Below are 18,705 nucleotides of genomic sequence, written 5' to 3' on the forward strand. Positions count from 1 at the left end.
GTGACCCAGACCCTCCTTCCCGAGCGGCCGGTGGCTGCCTCCCGCCCGGCGGGACGTGCCGACGCGGGGGCGGTCGGGCTGGTGCTCGCCGGTGCGCTCTCCGTCCAGTTCGGCTCCGCGGTGGCGGCCCTGCTCTTCCCCCGCGTCGGAGTGCCGGGTGCGGTGACCCTCCGGCTGGCCATCGCGGCCGCGCTGCTGCTGCTCGTGTGCCGCCCCCGGCTGCGCGGGCACGGCCGGGCCGACTGGGCGGCGGTCGGGGCGTTCGGGCTGGCGCTCGCCGGCATGAACTCGATCTTCTACCAGGCCATCGAGCGGATCCCGCTCGGTCCGGCGGTGACCCTCGAGGTGCTCGGTCCGCTGGCGCTGTCGGTCGTCACCGCCCGGCGCGCGGCGAGCTGGGCCTGCGCCGGGGTGGCGCTGGCCGGGGTGGCCCTGCTCGGGCAGGGCGGCCTCACCCGGTTCGATCCGCTCGGGGCCGGCCTGGCGCTGGGCGCGGGGGCGATGTGGGCGGCGTACATCGTGCTCAGCGCCCGCGTGGGCGCCCGCTTCCGGGGCGCCGACGGGCTGGCCCTGGCGCTCACCGCGGCGGCCCTGGTGACCCTTCCGGCCGGGCTGGTGACCGCCGGGCCGGTGCTGTGGGAGCCGCCGGTGCTGGCGTTGGGGGCGGCCCTCGCCGTCCTCGCCTCCGGGCTGCCGTACACCCTCGAACTGCTCGCACTGCGCCGGCTGCCGACCGCCACGTTCGCGGTGCTGATGAGCCTCGGCCCGGCGGTCGCCGCGCTCGCCGGCTACCTGGTGCTCGGGCAGCGGCTCACGGCGGTGGAGGTGGCGGCGATCGCCCTGGTGATCGCCGCGAGCGTCGGCGCGGTGCGGGTCAACGCAGCAACCGCAGGGCGCCCGGAACGGCGGTCACCGTCACCGGCAGGTCCAGCGACCGCTCGCCGTCGGCGTACGTGGTGATGCCCTCGGCCGCCAGCTCCACGGTGCGCACCCGGTAGGTGGTGACCAGCGGGTGCCGCACGTGGGTGCCCTGGTAGATACTCGGCTTGACCCGCACCAGGGTGCGCCGGTCGAGGCGGCCGCCGACCACCACGTCGAGCAACCCGTCGGCCGGGTCGGCGTCCGGACAGATCCGCATCCCACCGCCGTACGTGGGACAGTTGCCCACGGCCACCAGCACCGCGTCCACCTCGTGAGGTTCGCCGTCGAGGCAGAGTTTGTAGCGGCGCGGGCTCAGCCGGGCCAGCTCCACGACGATCGCGAGGTCGTACCGGCGCGGCCCTCTCGGCCAGCGCATCCGGTTGGCCCGCTCGTTGACGATCGCGTCGAAGCCGGCGGCGAGCACCGCCCCGTACCACCGGGGCGGGCCGGTCGGGCCGGTCAGGCGGGCCAGGTCGAGGGGGCGGGCGCGGCCGGCCCGCAGCGCCCCGGCGATCACCTCGGCGGCGGCGAACGGGTCCGGCGGGTACCCGGTGTCGGTCGCGAAGTCGTTGCCGGTGCCGGCCGGGACCGCCCCGAACGGGACAGCCGTGCCGGCGACCGCCTGCAACGCGCGGTGCATGGTGCCATCGCCGCCCACCGCCACCAGCGCCGACACACCGCCGGCCACGGCGGCGTGGCAGACCGTCTCGGCCTGCTCGGCGCTGTGCGCCTCCAACAGTCGGACCTCCCGGCCGGCGCCGGCCAGCCGGGACAGCAGCGGCGCCAGGAGACCCCGGTGCCGGCCCCGGCCGGCGCTCGGGTTCGCCAGCACGGCGACGGGACCGTCGGGATCGACGGCGGGGTGATCGTCCGCGGTCATGGCGAGCAACCTACCGGTACGACGAAGGCCGCCCGGTCCGGGCGGCCTTCGCGCGTCGTCGTGTCGGGGCGGCGCCGCGCCGCGGCACCACCGGATCGGTCAGGTCATGTCGTCGTAGCGGCGCTCGATCGGCGTCGGTGCGGCGATCGGCTCCGGCGCGGAGATCGGCTCCGGCGCCTCGACCCGCCCGCCGGCCTCCACCGGCTCCGAGTCGAGATCCAGCGGCGACACCTCGTCGTCGGCGATGCCCGCGTAGACCTCCTTGCCCCGACCGCGGCGCTTGTCGTTGAGGAACGCGACACCCACCGCGACGAAGTAGAGCAGGGAGAGCGACGCCGCCAGCAGGGTCATCCCGAACGGGCCCGGGTCCGGCGTGGCGACGGCCGCGAACGCGAACGAGATGAAGATGACGACCCGCCACCAGCTCAGCAGCCGTCGCGCGCTCGCCACCCCGGTGAAGTTGAGCATGAGCAGGATGAGCGGGAACTCGAACGCCACGCCGAACAGCAGGATCATGTTCGTGATGAACGCGATGTAGGCGCTCACCTCGAACTGGTTCGACAACCCGCCGACCCCGGACGCCATGAGGAAACCGAGGCCCTTGTCCACCACCACGTAGGCCAGTACCGCTCCGGCCGCGAAGAGCGGAGCGGCGATCGCCACGAAGACGTAGGCCCACTTGCGCTCGTGCCGGTGCAGACCCGGGGCGATGAACGCCCAGAGCTGGTAGAGCCAGACCGGCCCGCCGATGATCAACCCGAGCCAGAGCGCGAGCTTGAGCTTGAGTACGAAACCGGTCGTCGGTGCCAACGCCAGCAGGTCTTGGCACTTCCCGAACGCGTCGGTCGTGCCGGGCAACCGGCAATAGGGGCGTTTGAGCAGCAGGAACACCGGGTCGGCGAGCCAGAACCCAGCGATCAGACCGCCGACGACCGCCAACGAGGCGCGGAATAGGCGGGTGCGCAGCTCCCGGATGTGCTCGATGAGTGTCATCGAGCCGTCGGCGGCCCGTTCGAAGTTGCTCGGGCCGCGCTTACGCAGCGCGAAGGCCACGGTCTTCGGGCCCCTCGGTCAGTTGTCGCGGACGCGCTGCACCGGGTCGACGACCGGCTGCTGCGGTGCGGCCTGGTAGGGCGCCTGCTGGGGCTGCTGCGGCGCGGCCTGGTAGGGCGCCTGCTGCGGGGCGGCGTGCGGCGGCAGCGGCTGGTAGCCGGCCTGCGCGTCGGCCTTCTCGGCCAGGTCGCGGTCGTCGTCGTGCAGGCTCTTGGTCTCGGCCTTGATGATCCGCAGCGAGCGGCCGAGCGAGCGGGCCGCGTCGGGGAGCCGCTTCGCGCCGAAGAGCAGGATCAGCACGACCACGAGTACGGCGATGTGCCACGGCTTGAGGGCACCCATGGGAAGCTCCAGTCGCTTGTGAGACAGCAAGGGGTGTGTCGGAGCCCATCGTACGTGCGTATCGGCCCGATGCCACCCGCCGGGGCGCGGTGGTTCGTCCCGGCCGGTGAAGTCTTGACCAACCCGGGATGTCCCGTCAACAGGCGATGACGGTTCGTTTCCCCGGCCTCGTCCGGCCGCTCGGCATGGTCGATCGGGGCCTCCGCGCCCGGCGCCTCCCGCCCGGAGCGCGAGGAGATCGCCCACCCCGCCGGTCAGCCCTGCCGCTTGGCCCTGATCAGCTCGATCCGGCGCTGGGTGGTGGCGAGCTGCTCCTGGAGCGTCTCGGCCCGCTCCTGGAGCACGTGGGCGGCCCCGGCCAGCTCGATCGCCTCGGCCTGGCGACGCTGCAGCTTCAGCGCCGCCCGGCGCAGCCCGGGCAGCCGGGCCAGCACCCCCCGCACGGCCAGCGCGAGCAGGACGAGGGCGGCCAGCACCACCGCGAGCACGATCCACCACAGCACGGCGGCCAGCCTACCGGTGGCCGGCCGCGACCGCCGGGTCGGCGGAGGCCGGCTCGGGGTCGTGTCGCGCCGTGGGCGCCGGCCTGGCGTACGCGTCCAGCGCCGCGCTCGCCGCCGCGCGGACCTGCTCGGCCAGCTCGGCGGGGGCCACCACGGTCACGTCCGGGCCGAGGCCCAGCACGAACCGGCGCGCCCACCCCAGGTCGGTGACCCGCAGCGACACCAACCACTGGTCGCCGTCGCCGGCCTCCACGTGCTCGCACGGGTAGTACTCGGTGATCCACCGCTCGCCACGGCCCACCCGCAGGGTGATCAGCGGCAGGTCGGGTGAGGGGCGGAAGACACCGTCGCTGAGGTCGTGCGGGCGGGCCTGCGGCGGCACCGCCGCCGGCTCGTCCAGCTCGGTCACCGCGTCGATTCGGTCGGCCCGGAACAGCCGGACCGCCTCGGCCCGGCGGCACCACGCCTCCACGTAGGCCCGGCCGCCGACCATCAGCAGCCGCAGCGGGTCGATCGTGCGCTCGGTGGTCTCGTCCCGGGCCGCCGTGTAGTAGGTGATCCGCAGCGCCCGCCCGCCCTCCACGGCCGTGCGCAGCTCCTCCACCCGGCGGGTGTCGGCGGGCAGCCGCACCTCCACCGGTGCGGCGACCAGATCACCGCCCGCGTTCTCGATCTTCGCGAGGGCCCGCTCCACCGCCTCCCGGTTGGTCACACCGGGCGTCTCGGCGAGCATCCGCAGCGCCACCACCAGCGCGAGCGCCTCGTCCGGGGTGAGCCGCAGCGGCCGGTCGATGCCGGCGTCGTAGGTGATGGTCACCCGATCGCCGTCGAAGGCCATGTCGATCAGGTCGCCCGGCCCGTAGCCGGGCAGCCCGCAGACCCAGAGCAGCTCCAGGTCCTCCCGGAGCTGCCGCTCGGTGACGCCCAGGTCGGCGGCGGCCTCGGCGATCTCGATGCCGGGGCGGGCCAGCAGGTAGGGCACCAGGTTGAGCAGCCGGGCCAGTCGGTCCGCGGAGGCGCGGGAGCCGCCACGGGCGGCCGGGCGGGTCATCGCGGGCCTCCGGCGGGCGCCAGATCCTCGTGCCGGGCCGCGATCTCCTTCAACCGTTGGATCACGGCCTCACGCACCTCCGGCGGGTCGAGCACGCGCACGTCCGGGCCGTAGCCGACCAGGTGCGCGGCGAGGGAGTCCGGGTCGGCGTAGGGCAGGACCAGCCGGTCGCCGTCCGGGCCGGCGGTGACGTCCACGGCCCACCGGCGCAGCCCGGCGGCCCGGCCCGGCGCGGCCAGCACGGTGGCCCGCCCGGTGCGCTCCACCGGACCGGACCAGCGCGCCACGTGGCTGATCAGGTCGACCCCGGCGGGCGGCTCGTAGACGCCCGCGTCACCGGTGACCCGCACCGGGCCCACGACGCGCGAGAGCCGGAAGCAGCGGGTGGCGCCCCGGTCGAGGTCGTGACCCACCACGTACCACCGGCCGCGCCAGCAGACCACGCCCCACGGCTGGAGCCGGCGGCGGGTGGGCGCGTCCTGGTCGGGCACCCGGTAGTCGAAGCCCACCTCCCGGCGGTCGCGGGCGGCGGCGGTCAGCGGGGCGAAGGCCGGGTCGACGGTGACCATCGGCTCCAGCCCGAGGGTGGCCTGCGGGTCGACGTCCACCCCGGCGGCACGCAGCTTCGCCAGCCCGGACGACGCCGCGGCGGCCAGCCCGGCGTGCTGCCAGAGCCGCGCGGCGATGCCCACCGCGGCCGCCTCGTCGGGCTCCAGGGGGATGTCGGGCAGCGCGTACTCGCGGGGGGCGATGCGGTAGCCCGGCTCGGCGTCGAAGACGCTCGCCGTGCCGGTCTCCAGCGGGACGCCCAGCTCACGCAGCTCGGCCTTGTCCCGCTCGAACTTTCGCTGGAACGCCTCGTGGTCACGTGCGTCGGTCGGATCGTGCTCGTAGCCGGGCACGGTCGCGGCGATCTGCGCGGCGGTGAGGAACCGTCGCGTGGAGAGCAGACAGATCACCAGGTTGACCAGGCGTTCGGTACGGGTCCGGGACACGCATAGACGCTAGCAGCCGGCACCGCGTGGTCGTGCACCCGCGCGGGCGCGGCGCGCGGTGAACGCGAACGAAGCCTCCACCCGGTCGGGCCGCTCGCCGGGCGGGCCGCCGGGGACGGCCATAGGGTTTCCCCATGTCCCAGCCGGAGGTGAAGACCGAGAGCGTCGCGACGGTGGTCGTCGCCGGCGCGGCGAACCTCGCCATCGCGGTCGCGAAGCTGATCGCCGGCCTGGTCTCCGGTTCCGCGGCCATGCTCTCCGAGGCCGCGCACTCGGTGGCCGACACCACCACCGAGGTGCTGCTCTTCATGGCCCTGCGCCGCGGCGCGCGGCCGGCGGACGCCCGGCACCCCTTCGGCTACGGCAAGGAGAGCTACATCTGGGCCTTCTTCGCGGCCCTGTTCACCTTCGTCGCCGGCGCCGGCTTCGCGATCACGCACGGCGTCACCACCATCCTGGTGCACGAGCACAGCGGCGACTTCCTGATCTCGTACGTGGTGCTCGTGGTCTCGTTCGTCATCGAGTCGATCTCGCTGGCCCGGGCGGTACGGCAGGTGCGCCGCGAGTCCCGGCGGTGGCGCACCACACCCCGGCGCTACCTGCGGCTGACCGCCGACACCACGGTCAAGGCGGTCTTCCTGGAGGACAGCGCGGCGCTGGTCGGGCTGTTCCTGGCCGGCTGCGGTGTCGCCCTGTCCGAGCTCACCGGCGACGAGCTGTGGGACGGCATCGCCTCGGTGCTCATCGGCCTGCTGCTGCTCACCGTCGCCGGCATCCTGGCGTACAGCAACCTGTCCCTGCTGGTGGGGCGCGCGGTCCCGGACCGCCTGCGCCGCGAGATCGAGCGGTCCCTCGCCGCGCTGCCCGAGGTGCAGGGCATCGACACGCTGTTCACCATGCAGCTCGGCCCGGAGGACATCCTGGTCGCCGCCAAGGTCGACTTCCGCGACGAGGCCACCGGGGCGGCCATCGAGGCCACCGCCGACGAGGCGGAACGGCGGCTGCGGGAGCACTACCCCGAGATCCGCTACCTCTTCCTCGACCCGACCCACTCACTGCCCGGCGCCACCCGGCGGGCCCGCCCCGATCCCGAACCCCCGCTCGACGACGGCGTCGTGGACCCCGGCGTCGGCTGACGGCCGCACCGCGGACCGGCCCCGGCCGTGCCCGCGGCGGGGCGCGCCCGCTAGCGTGCCCGTCATGGTGCGATGGCGGTCCGGGACGGTGACGGCGCTGCGGCGGCGGTGGGCCGGGGCGGTGGAGCTGGACGTGGCCCTGCCCGACGGCGCCACCATGCGCGCGCTGGCCTACCCCCACCTGGTCGGCCACCCGGAGCCCGGCGACCGGGTGCTGCTCAACGCCGGTGCGCTGCTGATGGGCCTCGGCACCGGCGGGTACGCGCTGGTGGTCGCGCTGCCGGACCGGCTCCCGCCCGACCCGCCGCAGGCCGTCGACACCCGCGACGCCGGCCACCTCGTGAAGGCCCGCTACACCCCGCTGCAACCGATCCTCCTCGGCGTCGACGAGGAGGCGTCACCGCACCGGACCGTCCTGGAGGCCGCCGAGGAGGTGGCCGGCCTGCCCGTGGTCACCGCCGACCTGCACTCGGCCCTGCCGGCGATCCTGGCCGGCATCCGGGCCGACGCGCCGCGCGCCCGGGTCGCGTACCTGCTCACCGACGGCGGGGCCCTGCCGGCCTGGTTCTCCCGCACCCTCGCCGGGCTGCGCGACGATCTCGCCGGCACGATCACCGTGGGGCAGGCCTTCGGCGGCGACCTGGAGGCGAGCACGCTGCACGTCGGGCTGCTCGCCGCCCGCCACGTGCTCCACGCCGACATCGCGATCGTCACGCAGGGGCCGGGGAACCTGGGCACCGGCACCCGCTGGGGCTTCTCCGGCGTGGCCGTCGGCGAGGCGGTCAACGCCGTCGCCACGCTGGGCGGTCGCCCCGTCGGCTCGCTGCGCATCTCCGCGGCCGACCCCCGTCCCCGGCACCGCGGCGTCTCCCACCACAGCCTCACGGCGTACGGCCGGGTGGCGCTGGCCCCCGCGGAGCTGGTGGTGCCCGACGGCCTGGACCCCGCGCTCGCCGCCGAGGTCGACACCGCCCTGGCGCCGCTGGCCGCCCGGCACCGGATCGTCCGGGTACCCAGCGACGGCCTCGACGGCGCGCTGCGCGCCAGCGCCGTGCCGCTGTCGACGATGGGGCGCGGCCTCGACGCCGACCACGCCTACTTCCTCGCCGCCGCGGCCGCCGGCCGGCACGCCGCCGCCCTGCTCGGCTGAGTCAGCGGACCACGGGCCGCTTCACCTTCGGCAGCGCCTCGACCAGGTCGCGCGGCAGGTTCAGCGTGTCGGACACGACCTGCGGCGGGGTGTTCGCCATCCACTGGGCCAGGGAGATGTCCTCGAAGCGGGGCTTGCGGAACATCTCCAGGAAGACCAGCGGCTCGGTGCCCAGGTTCTGGATGTAGTGGCCGTACGCGAACGGCACGTATCCCACGTCGCCGGCGCGGAAGTCGAAGGTCCGCGCCACCCCGGTGCTCGCGAAGACCCCCATCCGCCCCTGCCCGGAGATGTAGTACTGCCACTCGTCGTCGGTGGGGTGCCAGTGCAGCTCGCGCAGGCCGCCCGGGTCGATCTCCACGAGGGCGGCGCAGATCGTGGTCGCCGCCGCGAAGTTGCTGACGTCGGCGACCCGGACCGTGCCGCCCGGGAAGCGCTGCGGCTCCTGCGCCAGCATCCGGTGGCTGAACGTGCGCGGCACGTCGCCGGTCGGGCTGATCACCCGGTCCTGCTCCAGCGGTGGGGGCACCTGCCCGGCGAAGATGTACTTCTCCCGCTCCGGCAGCCGGTCCAGCTGCTCCGGCGCCCACCCGAAGTTCTTCGCCAGCACGTCGCGCGGGGTGTGGGCGAAGAAGTCGCTGATCAGGAAGGTGCCGTTCTCGGAGAACGCCCCGTCGTCGAAGACCAGCAGGAACTCGACGCCCTCGTCGAGGGCCTGGATGTGGTGCGGCACCCCCTGCGGGAAGAACCACAGGTCCCCCGCCCGCACGTCGTCGAGGAACGTCCGCCCCTCCTGGTCGACCGCGCTGATCCGGCAGCTGCCGCGCAGCACGTACGCCCACTCGGACTGCTTGTGCCAGTGCAGCTCCCGGTACGCGCCCGGCTCCAGGGCCATGTCCACGCCGCTCAACTCGGTGGCGATGGGCAGTTCCCGCATGGTCACCTCGCGGGTCCAGCCGCCGCGCTCGATGCGGGTGTGCGCGTCGGAGAAGGAGAAGCGCAGGTTCGGTACGGTGCCCGCGTCCGTGGCGGGCGCGACGAGCAGGTCCGGGTTCTCCCGGTCCCGCGTCACGTCCCGCGGCCCGGGGTCCCGCCACCCCTTGCCGTCGCGCGTCGGCTGGGGAACGCTCGTCTCGTCGGCCATGATCCGTCGCCTCCCGCGTCGTCGGTCCGTGGTCGCCGACGCGGACGTTCCGGTGCGGGCCCCGACCGCGGCGGCGACGGGCGGTTACCCGCCGCCGCGACCCGACGGGGCCATCCCCTGGCCCGCACGGGCCGCCAGGCCCCGGCGCCGTCCGTCCCGCCGAGCGGAGGCGCGCAGGAACGGAGGCGGCAGCGCGGGCGGCGCGGAGACGCGCGCTGGCGCGGAGACGCGCGGCGACGCGTGGAGGCGCGGTCAGGCCAGGAAGATCAGGGCGAGCCAGCCGCCCACGATCAGCACCAGCGCGAGCGCCAGCACCCAGGTGGGCACGGTGTACTCACCGCGCCGGTTGCGCTCGATCTCGGCGCGGATCTTCGCCCGGCGGCGCTCCACCCAGTTCTGGCGCTGCTGACCGCCCTCGGTGGGCTCGGGACTCGGGGATGTCGTCATGGCCCGGTCAGCCTACCGGGCCGGCCGGCCCCGCGACGCGCACCGTCGCCGGGCCGGCCGGGCACCGGTCACATGCTGGCGATCAGCCGCTCGACGCGCTCGTCGTACGCCCGGAACGGGTCCTTGCAGAGCACGGTCCGCTGTGCCTGGTCGTTCAGCTTCAGGTGCACCCAGTCGACCGTGAAGTCGCGCCGCTTCTCCTGCGCGTGCCGGATGAACTCCCCGCGCAGCCGCGCCCGGGTCGTCTGCGGCGGCGTCTCCTTCGCCTCGAAGATCTCCGGGTCGGTGGCCACCCGGTCCACGTCGCCGCGCCGCTCCAGCAGCGCGTACAGGCCGCGGCCGCGGCGCAGGTCATGGTAGGCCAGGTCCATCTGGGCCACCCGCGGGTGCGACAGCGGCAGGTCGTGCTTGCGCTGGTAGCGCTCGATCAGCCGCAGCTTCGTCACCCAGTCGATCTCGCGGGCCACCGGGTCCAGGTCGCCGGTCTCCACCGCGCGCAGCACCCGACCCCACAGCTCCACGACCCGCTTGGCCGTCTGGTCACCGCCGCGCCGCTCGACGAACTCGGTCGCCTTGGCCAGGTACTCCTGCTGGATCTCCAGCGCGCTGATCTCCTTGCCGGAGGCGAGCCGCACCTTGCGCCGCCCCGTGATGTCGTGCGACACCTCGCGGATCGCCCGGATCGGGTTCTCCAGCGACAGGTCGCGCATCACCACGCCCGCCTCGATCATCCGCAGCACGATGTCGGCCGTGCCGACCTTCAGCAGCGTGGTGACCTCGTTCATGTTCGAGTCGCCGACGATCACGTGCAGCCGCCGGTAGCGCTCGGCGTCGGCGTGCGGCTCGTCGCGGGTGTTGATGATGGGCCGGCTGCGGGTGGTCGCCGAGGAGACACCCTCCCAGATGTGCTCGGCGCGCTGGGAGAGGCAGTAGACGGCCCCCCGTGGCGTCTGGAGCACCTTCCCCGCCCCGCAGATCAGCTGCCGGGTGACCAGGAACGGGATCAGGACGTCGGCCAGCCGGCCGAACTCCCCGTGCCGGGAGACCAGGTAGTTCTCGTGGCAGCCGTAGGAGTTGCCGGCCGAGTCGGTGTTGTTCTTGAACAGGTAGATCTCACCCGCGATGCCCTCGTCGTGCAGCCGCTTCTCCGCGTCGACGAGCAGCCCCTCGAGGATCCGCTCGCCGGCCCGGTCGTGGGCGACCAGGTCGACCACCGAGTCGCACTCGGGGGTGGCGTACTCCGGGTGGGACCCGACGTCCAGGTAGAGCCGGGCCCCGTTGCGCAGGAACACGTTGCTGGACCGGCCCCAGGACACCACGCGGCGGAAGAGGTAACGGGCGACCTCGTCGGGAGAGAGCCGCCGCTGCCCGCGGTAGGTACAGGTGACGCCGTACTCGGTCTCGAGGCCGAAGATTCGCCGCTCCATGGTGTGACATTAGCCGCCCGGGGCCCGGATTGGGCAGCGCTCAACCCCGCGGCCTTCGGCGGGCACCCTCGCTCCGCGATCGGCGCCGCCGAGGAGCCGGTACCTTGGCAGCCGTGAAGGTCCTCGTCACCGGCGGAGCCGGGTTCATCGGCTCGGCGTACGTCCGGCGGCTGCTCACCGGCGCCGAGCCGCTGCTGCACCCCCGCGCGGTCACCGTGCTGGACAAGTTCACCTACGCCGGCACCCACGGCAGCCTCGACCCGGTGCGCGACGACCCGCGGCTGCGCGTCGTGGCGGGCGACGTCTGCGACGGCCCGCTCGTCGACGCCACCGTCGCCGGCCACGACGTCGTGGTGCACTTCGCCGCCGAGTCGCACGTGGACCGCTCGATCGCCGGCGCGGCGCCGTTCGTCACCACGAACGTGCTCGGTACGCAGACCCTCCTCGACGCCGCGCTGCGGCACGGCACGAGCCGCTTCGTGCACGTCTCCACCGACGAGGTGTACGGCTCGATCGCGCACGGCTCGTGGACCGAGACCGCCCCGCTGGACCCCAGCTCCCCGTACTCGGCCAGCAAGGCCGGAGCCGACCTGCTCGCCCTCGCCTATCACCGCACCCACGGCCTCGACGTGGTGGTGACCCGGGGCGCGAACACGTACGGCCCCTACCAGCATCCCGAGAAGGTGGTGCCGCTGTTCGTCACCAACCTGCTCGACGGGCGGGACCTGCCCCTCTACGGCGACGGCGGCAACGTCCGCGACTGGCTGCACGTCGACGACCACTGCCACGGCATCGCCCTCGCCCAGCTCAAGGGGCGCGCGGGCGGGATCTACCACCTCGCCGGTGGCACCGAACTGACCAACCGCGAGCTGACCGGCCACCTGCTCGACGCCTTCGGCGCCGGCTGGGAGCGGGTCCGGCCGGTCGCGGACCGCAAGGGCCACGACCGGCGCTACTCCCTCGACACCGGCACCACCCGCCGGGAACTGGGCTTCACGCCCCGGGTCGAGTTCACCCGGGGGTTGCGGGACACCATCGCCTGGTACCGGGAGCACCGGGCGTGGTGGGAGCCGCTCAAGCACTCCCGGTGAACGGCCGCCTCGGCGTGCGACGCCGAGGCGGGCCACCCATGTGGGCGAGGGCCGGCGTGCGCGGGCGCGCCGTCAGGCGTCGCCCTCCGACTCGCGGCGCTCCAGGTCGGCCGAGGCCGCGGACGTGGTCGGCTTGTTCGCCTCCCCCGTCGGCACGGTGGGCGTCTGCGGGCCGCCGGCCGCCTCCTCGCCGGCGGCCGCTCCGCCGTCCAGCAGCGCGGTCAGCGCGGCCCCGGTGATCCGTCGGAACGTACGCCCGATCCGGCGACGGTCGAGGACCGCCACCTCCAGCTGGTTGGCCGCGATGGTACGGGCCGCGCCGCCCTCGCCGCCGACGCTGCTGAGCGCCTTCACGGCCACCTTCACGGCCTCGCCCAGCGACATGTCCGGCCGGTGCTCCGACTTCAGCACCCCCGTGATCGCCTCGGCCTGGCCACCCATCGCCATCCGGCCCGGCTCGTCGTTGACCGAACCGTCGTAGGTGAGCCGGTAGAGCTCGTCGTCGGCGGGGCTCGCGCCCACCTCCGCCACGCAGATCTCCACCTCGAACGGCTTCGACTGCTCGGTGAAGATCGCCCCCAGGGTCTGCGCGAACGCGTTGGCGAGGGCCCGTCCCGTCACGTCGCGCCGGTCATAGGACAACCCGTTCAGGTCGGCCATCCGTACTCCGGCGCGGCGCAGGTTCTCGAACTCGTTGTAACGGCCGACGGCCGCGAAGCCGATCCGGTCGTAGATCTCGCTGACCTTGTGCAGGGCGCTGGAGAGGTTCTCGGCGACGAAGAGCACCCCACCCTCGTAGCTCAGCACCACGGCGCTCCGCCCCCGGGCGATGCCCTTGCGGGCCAGCTCGGAACGGTCGCGCATGATCTGCTCGGGCGAGGCGTAGAACTGCATGGCCACGGCGGCTGGTTCTCCTTAGCGCTGTGCGGACGACTGCTGACGAATGCGGACGGGGGCCGGGGTCAGCCGCCCGGGTTCTCCATGCGGGCGGAGACCACGGCCTCCGCGATCGCGCCCGTCTCGGCGTCGGTGAGCCGGTGGGTGCCCTCCGCGGTCGCGGTCATCACCACCGGGTAGATCCGGCGGGTCAGGTCGGGGCCGCCCGTGGCCGTGTCGTCGTCGGCGGCGTCGTAGAGCGCCTCGACCGCGAGCCGGACCGCGTCGTCGATCGACAGCCCGGGGCGGAACCGCTTCTTCAACGCCGACTTCGCGAAGAGGGATCCCGAGCCGATCGCGTCGTATCCCGTCTCCTCGTAGGGGCCGCCGGTCACGTCGAAGCTGAAGATCCGGCCGGCGCGCGCCGGGTCGCTCGCGGCCAGGTCGAACCCGGCGAACAGCGGGATCACCGCGAGCCCCTGCATGGCGGCGCCCAGGTTGCCGCGGATCATCGCGGCGAGCCGGTTGGCCTTGCCGTCGAGCGAGAGCATGGCGCCCTCGATCTTCTCGTAGTGCTCCAGCTCCACCTGGAACAGTCGCATCAGCTCGATGCCGATGCCGGCCGTGCCCGCGATGCCTACCAGCGAGTACGCGTCGGCGGGGTGCACCTTCTCGATGTCACGCTGGGCGATCAGGTTGCCCATCGTGGCCCGGCGGTCGCCCGCCATCACCACGCCCCCGTCGGCCGCGATCGCCACGATGGTGGTCGCGTGCGGCGCCATGTCGGCCGCCATGCCGGGGGGCAGCGGCCGTCGCCCGGGCAGCATCTCGGGTGCCACCTTGCTCAGGAACGAGGTGAAGGAGGACGTCCCCGCGTTGGTGAACACATCTGGTAGACGCCCGGATGGATCAAAACCCGCTGCCACGTGGTTCCTCTCAGATACGTGATCGCCCTGCCCAGCCGCTCGGGACTGTCGCGGAACTGGCCAAGACCACCGTTGCAGTTGAAGCAGAGTATCCCGCGCACCCACCCGGTGCGATGATCGTGGTCCACATGTTCCGGATCGGGGACGCCGCGGACCGCGCACACGCCGCCCTGTTCGGCGAGGAGCTCGTCGAGTCCGGGCACCACTTCAGTCCATCGGCGACCGGCGCGGCGGCCCTCCGCTGCGGCGCGATCCCCCGCCTGAGACGGCTCGCCTCGGAGACCGCCGCCGCACGGGCTCGGCGAGAGGGCGAGGCCGTCGGGCCGGCGTCGGTTGCGGTGGAAGGCCGGTGCCGGGAGCGACCGGCCGCACCTGGGGCACGGCTGTCCGGCAAGTCGGGGAGTCGGAATCGAATATTCCTCTCACTCGCCGCCTTTCTGGACATACCCCCTCACAAACTCCTCGGCGTTCTCCTCGAGGACGGAGTCGATCTCGTCGAGCAGGTCGTCGACGTCCTCGGTGATCTCGGCGTGCCGCTCGGCGACCTCCGGGTTCGCCTCCGTGGTGACGTCCTCGATCTCCTCGCCCTGGCGGGACTTGCCCGACTGCGACTGACCGCCGCTGTCACGAGTGGCCATCTGTGCCTCCTCCAACGATCTCTTGCGAGAAACTTACCTCGCGACGGCGACGAAAAGCCCGCCGCGCGCCGTTGTCGGCACCCGCGGCGGGCTGATCGGGAACGGGCGTCAGCCGCCGGTGAGCGTCTCCAGGAGGTCCTTGGCGCTGGCGCACCTGTCGAACAGGGCGCCGACGTGCTTGCGAGTGCCCCGCTCGGGCTCCATCATCGGCACCCGCACCAGTGACTCGCGGCCCACGTCGAAGATGACCGAGTCCCAGCTCGCGGCGACGACCTCGGAGGCGTACTGGGCGAGGCAGCGTCCGCGGAAGTAGGCGCGGGTGTCCTCCGGCGGCTCGGTCATCGCCGAGCGCGTGTCATCGTCGCTGAGCAGCGTCTTCATCGCCCCTCGCGAGACGAGCCGGTGGTAGAGGCCCTTCTCGGGGCGCACGTCGGCGTACTGCAGGTCGACCAGCTGGAGCTTGTGCGACCCCCAGCCGAGCTTCTCCCGCTCCCGGTAGCCCTCCAGCAGCCGCAGCTTCGCGACCCAGTCCAGCTCGTCGGCGCAGAGCATCGCGTCCCGGCCGAGCCGGTCGAGCACGCTCTCCCACCGGGTCAGCACGTCCGCGGTCTGCGCGTCGACGTCGGTGCCGTAGCGGTCGTCGACAAAGGACCGGACCCGTTCGTAGTACGCCCACTGCACGTCGAGCGCGGTGAGCCGCCGTCCGTCGCGCATCCGCATGAGGTGGGTCAGGGACGGGTCGTGGCTGACCGCGCGCAGCTCGTTGACCGGGTCGGCGATGCCCAGGTCGGGGCCGAGCGCCTTCTCCTCGATCATGGTGAGGATCAGCGCCGTGGTGCCGACCTTCAGGTAGGTGGAGATCTCGGAGAGGTTGGCGTCGCCGATGATGACGTGCAGCCGCCGGTACTTGTCCGCGTCGGCGTGCGGCTCGTCGCGGGTGTTGATGATCGGCCGCTTCAGCGTGGTCTCCAGACCGACCTCGACCTCGAAGAAGTCGGCCCGCTGGGAGATCTGGAAGCCGTTCTGGCCGCCGTCCTGGCCGATGCCGACCCGGCCGGCGCCGCAGACGATCTGCCGGGTCACGAAGAACGGCGTCAGGTAGGCGACGATGTCGGCGAACGGGGTCTGCCGCCGCATCAGGTAGTTCTCGTGGGCGCCGTAGCTGGCGCCCTTGTTGTCGGTGTTGTTCTTGTAGAGGTGGATCGGCTGGGTGCCGGGGATCGTGGCGGCCCGCCGCGACGCCTCGGCCATCACCCGCTCACCGGCCTTGTCCCAGCGCACCAGGTCCAGCGGGTTGGTCACCTCGGGAGTGGAGTACTCCGGGTGCGCGTGGTCGACGTAGAGGCGGGCGCCGTTGGTGAGTATGACGTTGGCGAGCCCGAGGTCCTCGTCGGCGAGCGCCTCGGCCGGGTCGTAGGCGGCGCCGGAGTAGGTGAAGCCGCGGGCGTCGCGCAGCGGCGACTCCTCCTCGTAGTCCCAGCGGGCGCGGCCACCCCGGTTGAGTTCGGGGCGCGCCCCGTAGGCGTTGACCACCTGCGAGGAGGTGACCATCGGGTTGGCACCGGCCTGGCCGGGCACGGAGATGCCGTACTCGACCTCGGTGCCCATGATCCGTCGTACGCTCATCGACCTGCTCGCTCCGCTCGCCCGTCCGGTCCCCCGTCCCGTCGAGCGTAGTCGGCCACGCGGCGGGCGGGGGCGTGCCGGGGCTCGCGGCGTCCGCGCGTGGCGTGAAGGGTTCGCCGCGACGGGGCGCGGCCGGCGGCCCGACCCGGCCCGCGAGGGCCCGGGTGGACGTGCGGGTGGGACCGACGCACGACGGGGCCCGGGGTGGTGGCCACCCCGGACCCCGTCATCGCACGCCGCCGGTCAGAGGTACTGGCCGGTGTTGCTGGCGGTCTCGATGGACCGGCCGGCCTCGGCGCCCTTGCCACCCGAGACGAGCGTGCGGATGTAGACGATCCGCTCGCCCTTCTTGCCGGAGATGCGGGCCCAGTCGTCGGGGTTGGTCGTGTTGGGCAGGTCCTCGTTCTCCCGGAACTCGTCGACGCAGGCGTCGAGCAGGTGCTGCAGACGCAGCCCCTTGCGGCCGGAGGTGAGGAACTCCTTGATGGCCATCTTCTTGCCCCGGTCGACGATGTTCTGGATCATCGCGCCGGAGTTGAAGTCCTTGAAGTAGAGGACTTCCTTGTCGCCGTTGGCGTAGGTGACCTCGAGGAAGCGGTTCTCCTCGGTCTCCGAGTACATCCGCAGCACGACCGCGTCGATCATCGCGGCGACGGTGGCCTGCGCGTCGCCACCGTGCTCGGCCAGGTCGTCCGGGTGCAGCGGCAGCCCGGAGAGGATGTACTTGGAGAAGATGTCCTTGGCCGCCTCGGCGTCCGGCCGCTCGATCTTGATCTTCACGTCGAGCCGGCCCGGGCGCAGGATGGCCGGGTCGATCATGTCCTCCCGGTTGGAGGCACCGATGACGATGACGTTCTCCAGGCCCTCCACACCGTCGATCTCGCTGAGCAGCTGCGGGACGATGGTGTTCTCCACATCGGAGGAGACACCGGAGCCGCGGGTGCGGAACACCGAGTCCATCTCGTCGAAGAACACGATCACCGGGGTGCCCTCGCCGGCCTTCTCACGGGCCCGCTGGAAGATCAACCGGATGTGCCGCTCGGTCTCGCCGACGTACTTGTTGAGCAGCTCGGGGCCCTTGATGTTGAGGAAGAAGCTGGTGTGCTTCTCCTCGCCCCGCCGCTCGGCGATCTTCTTCGCCAGCGAGTTGGCCACCGCCTTGGCGATCAGCGTCTTGCCGCAGCCGGGCGGCCCGTAGAGCAGTATGCCCTTCGGCGGGCGGAGCTGGTGCTCGCGGAACAGGTCGGCGTGCAGGAAGGGCAGCTCCACGGCGTCGCGGATCTGCTCGATCTGCGCCTGGAGGCCACCGATGTCGGTGTAGTCGACGTCGGGCACCTCCTCCAGGACCAGCTCCTCGACCTCGCTCTTCGGGATCCGCTCGTACGCGTACGCCGAGCGGGGCTCGATCATGAGCGAGTCGCCCGCCCGCAGCGGAGAGCCGACGAGCGTGTCGGCGAGGTGCACGACCCGCTCCTCGTCGGAGTGGGAGACCACCAGCGCCCGGTCGCCGGGTGCGCCGCCGGGGCTCTCCAGCACCTCCTTGAGCATCACCACCTCGCCGACCCGCTCGTAGCCGAACGCGTCGACGATGTTGAGCGCGTCGTTGAGCAGGACCTCCTGGCCGCGCCGCAGCTCGCCGACGTCGAGCGACGGCGACACGGCGACGCGCAGCTTGCGGCCGCCGGTGAAGACGTCGACGGTACCGTCGTCGTGCCGGGCCAGGAAGACACCGTAGCCACTCGGTGGCTGGGCGAGACGGTCGATCTCCTCCTTGAGCGTCACGATCTGCGCGCGAGCCTCCTTGAGGGTGCTCACGAGCCGTTCGTTGTTCTCGGTCAGCCGCGCCAACTGTGCCTGGGTGGCCGCCAGCCGCTCCTCGAGCTGCCGGACGTGTCGGGGGCCTTCGGTCAACTTGCGCCGCACCAGAGCGAGTTCCTCTTGAAGGAACGCGACCTGCGTGGAGAGATCGTGGGCCTCCTTCTCCCACCGTGCGGCGCGCGAGTCCGCGTCGTCGCTGCGTGCCACGTCCCACCTCCCCGGGGGGCTTGAACGTTCTGCCCTAACACTAGCCGCTATGAGGCCGATTCGGTCCCGCGCAACGCCCCTGTCACCGAACCTTGATCGCAAAGGGTGGCCGCGGGGACCGGTACGGGTGTTCGGGTACCGTCGGGGCGTGGGACGGGAGAACATGGGGGGTGCGCCGGTGGCGCAGGTCGCGACGGACCAGCTCCAGGTCTGGGTGGACCAGGATCTCTGCACCGGCGACGGGCTCTGTGTGCAGTACGCGCCGGAGGTCTTCGAGTTCGACATCGACGGCCTGGCCTACGTCAAGGGTCCCGACGGCGAGCTGCGGCAGGCGCCCGGCAGCCGCGTCGACGTGCCGGAGCACCTGCGGCTCGAGGTGATCGACTCCGCGCGGGAGTGCCCGGGCGAGTGCATCCACGTCGTGCGCGGGGGCGACGGCGTCGAGGTCGCCGGTCCCGACGCCGCGGACTGAGC

Annotated in this window: 20 protein-coding genes; 5 read left to right on the forward strand and 15 right to left on the reverse strand. The window is 73.0% G+C overall.

The window, feature by feature from the left end:
* Positions 1-960, forward strand: coding sequence for an EamA family transporter (locus SM573_RS24470; protein WP_474617162.1), 960 nt, complete (start codon positions 1-3; stop codon positions 958-960).
* Here SM573_RS24470 and SM573_RS24475 read toward each other — a convergent pair.
* The 6 genes from SM573_RS24475 to SM573_RS24500 form a co-directional block, all read right to left on the reverse strand.
* A complete protein-coding gene (locus SM573_RS24475; RefSeq protein WP_474609504.1) occupies positions 875-1,801 on the reverse strand; it encodes a diacylglycerol kinase family protein in 927 nt (308 codons plus the stop codon). The genes SM573_RS24470 and SM573_RS24475 overlap by 86 nt on opposite strands.
* Positions 1,802-1,900: 99 nt before the next feature.
* A complete protein-coding gene (tatC, locus tag SM573_RS24480) occupies positions 1,901-2,854 on the reverse strand; it encodes a twin-arginine translocase subunit TatC (protein ID WP_474617163.1) in 954 nt (317 codons plus the stop codon).
* An 18-nt stretch (positions 2,855-2,872) separates the two neighbouring features.
* A complete protein-coding gene (gene tatA / locus SM573_RS24485) occupies positions 2,873-3,196 on the reverse strand; it encodes a Sec-independent protein translocase subunit TatA (protein ID WP_474609502.1) in 324 nt (107 codons plus the stop codon).
* A gap of 254 nt (positions 3,197-3,450) precedes the next feature.
* A complete protein-coding gene (locus SM573_RS24490) occupies positions 3,451-3,699 on the reverse strand; it encodes a hypothetical protein (RefSeq protein WP_474609501.1) in 249 nt (82 codons plus the stop codon).
* Between the two features lie 10 nt (positions 3,700-3,709).
* Complete coding sequence (locus tag SM573_RS24495) at positions 3,710-4,750, reverse strand: helix-turn-helix transcriptional regulator (RefSeq protein ID WP_474609500.1); 1,041 nt, start codon at positions 4,748-4,750, stop codon at positions 3,710-3,712.
* Positions 4,747-5,745 (reverse strand): helix-turn-helix transcriptional regulator, encoded by a 999-nt coding sequence (locus tag SM573_RS24500; protein WP_474609499.1) that lies wholly within the window; start codon positions 5,743-5,745, stop codon positions 4,747-4,749. The genes SM573_RS24495 and SM573_RS24500 overlap by 4 nt, the downstream gene beginning before the upstream one ends.
* 134 nt (positions 5,746-5,879) lie before the next feature.
* Between SM573_RS24500 and SM573_RS24505 the strand changes: the two genes are divergently transcribed.
* Together SM573_RS24505 and SM573_RS24510 are read left to right on the forward strand one after the other, a co-directional pair.
* Positions 5,880-6,881 (forward strand): cation diffusion facilitator family transporter, encoded by a 1,002-nt coding sequence (locus tag SM573_RS24505; protein ID WP_474609498.1) that lies wholly within the window; start codon positions 5,880-5,882, stop codon positions 6,879-6,881.
* Positions 6,882-6,945: 64 nt separating this feature from the next.
* Entirely contained in the window at positions 6,946-8,031 is a 1,086-nt protein-coding gene (locus SM573_RS24510) for a DUF3866 family protein (protein ID WP_474617164.1), read from the forward strand.
* A 1-nt stretch (position 8,032) separates the two neighbouring features.
* Here the strand turns inward: SM573_RS24510 and SM573_RS24515 are convergent, their stop codons facing one another.
* From SM573_RS24515 to pafA, 3 genes are all read right to left on the reverse strand, one after another.
* Positions 8,033-9,175 carry an oxalate decarboxylase family bicupin gene (locus tag SM573_RS24515; protein WP_474617165.1) on the reverse strand — a complete coding sequence of 381 codons (1,143 nt, stop codon included), beginning with the start codon at positions 9,173-9,175 and terminating at the stop codon, positions 8,033-8,035.
* Positions 9,176-9,427: 252 nt separating this feature from the next.
* Positions 9,428-9,622 (reverse strand): hypothetical protein, encoded by a 195-nt coding sequence (locus tag SM573_RS24520; protein ID WP_474609495.1) that lies wholly within the window; start codon positions 9,620-9,622, stop codon positions 9,428-9,430.
* A 68-nt stretch (positions 9,623-9,690) separates the two neighbouring features.
* The gene (gene pafA / locus SM573_RS24525; RefSeq protein ID WP_474609494.1) at positions 9,691-11,049 is read right to left on the reverse strand and encodes a Pup--protein ligase; all 1,359 of its coding nucleotides are present in this window, start codon (positions 11,047-11,049) and stop codon (positions 9,691-9,693) included.
* A gap of 113 nt (positions 11,050-11,162) precedes the next feature.
* Between pafA and rfbB the strand changes: the two genes are divergently transcribed.
* On the forward strand, positions 11,163-12,140 hold the full coding sequence (gene rfbB / locus SM573_RS24530) for a dTDP-glucose 4,6-dehydratase (RefSeq protein WP_474617206.1): 978 nt from the start codon (positions 11,163-11,165) through the stop codon (positions 12,138-12,140).
* Positions 12,141-12,212: 72 nt separating this feature from the next.
* Here the strand turns inward: rfbB and prcA are convergent, their stop codons facing one another.
* The 6 genes from prcA to arc all read right to left on the reverse strand — a co-directional run bounded on the left by prcA (position 12,213) and on the right by arc (position 18,231).
* Positions 12,213-13,040 carry a proteasome subunit alpha gene (prcA, locus tag SM573_RS24535; RefSeq protein ID WP_474609493.1) on the reverse strand — a complete coding sequence of 276 codons (828 nt, stop codon included), beginning with the start codon at positions 13,038-13,040 and terminating at the stop codon, positions 12,213-12,215.
* A 62-nt stretch (positions 13,041-13,102) separates the two neighbouring features.
* Positions 13,103-13,942, reverse strand: coding sequence for a proteasome subunit beta (gene prcB / locus SM573_RS24540; protein ID WP_474609492.1), 840 nt, complete (start codon positions 13,940-13,942; stop codon positions 13,103-13,105).
* Complete coding sequence (locus SM573_RS24545; protein ID WP_474617166.1) at positions 13,861-14,148, reverse strand: endonuclease VII domain-containing protein; 288 nt, start codon at positions 14,146-14,148, stop codon at positions 13,861-13,863. Before SM573_RS24545 ends, prcB begins: the two co-directional genes overlap by 82 nt.
* A gap of 216 nt (positions 14,149-14,364) precedes the next feature.
* Complete coding sequence (locus SM573_RS24550; protein WP_088993750.1) at positions 14,365-14,580, reverse strand: ubiquitin-like protein Pup; 216 nt, start codon at positions 14,578-14,580, stop codon at positions 14,365-14,367.
* Between the two features lie 108 nt (positions 14,581-14,688).
* Positions 14,689-16,206 (reverse strand): depupylase/deamidase Dop, encoded by a 1,518-nt coding sequence (gene dop, locus SM573_RS24555; protein ID WP_474617167.1) that lies wholly within the window; start codon positions 16,204-16,206, stop codon positions 14,689-14,691.
* Positions 16,207-16,449: 243 nt separating this feature from the next.
* Positions 16,450-18,231, reverse strand: coding sequence for a proteasome ATPase (gene arc, locus SM573_RS24560; protein ID WP_474609490.1), 1,782 nt, complete (start codon positions 18,229-18,231; stop codon positions 16,450-16,452).
* A 178-nt stretch (positions 18,232-18,409) separates the two neighbouring features.
* Here arc and SM573_RS24565 point away from each other — a divergent pair, with 178 nt between their 5' ends.
* Positions 18,410-18,703: a ferredoxin gene (locus tag SM573_RS24565; RefSeq protein WP_474610242.1), complete on the forward strand. Its 294-nt coding sequence runs from the start codon at positions 18,410-18,412 to the stop codon at positions 18,701-18,703.
* Positions 18,704-18,705 lie beyond the last annotated feature (2 nt).

This window comes from Micromonospora xinjiangensis (assembly GCF_056150165.1).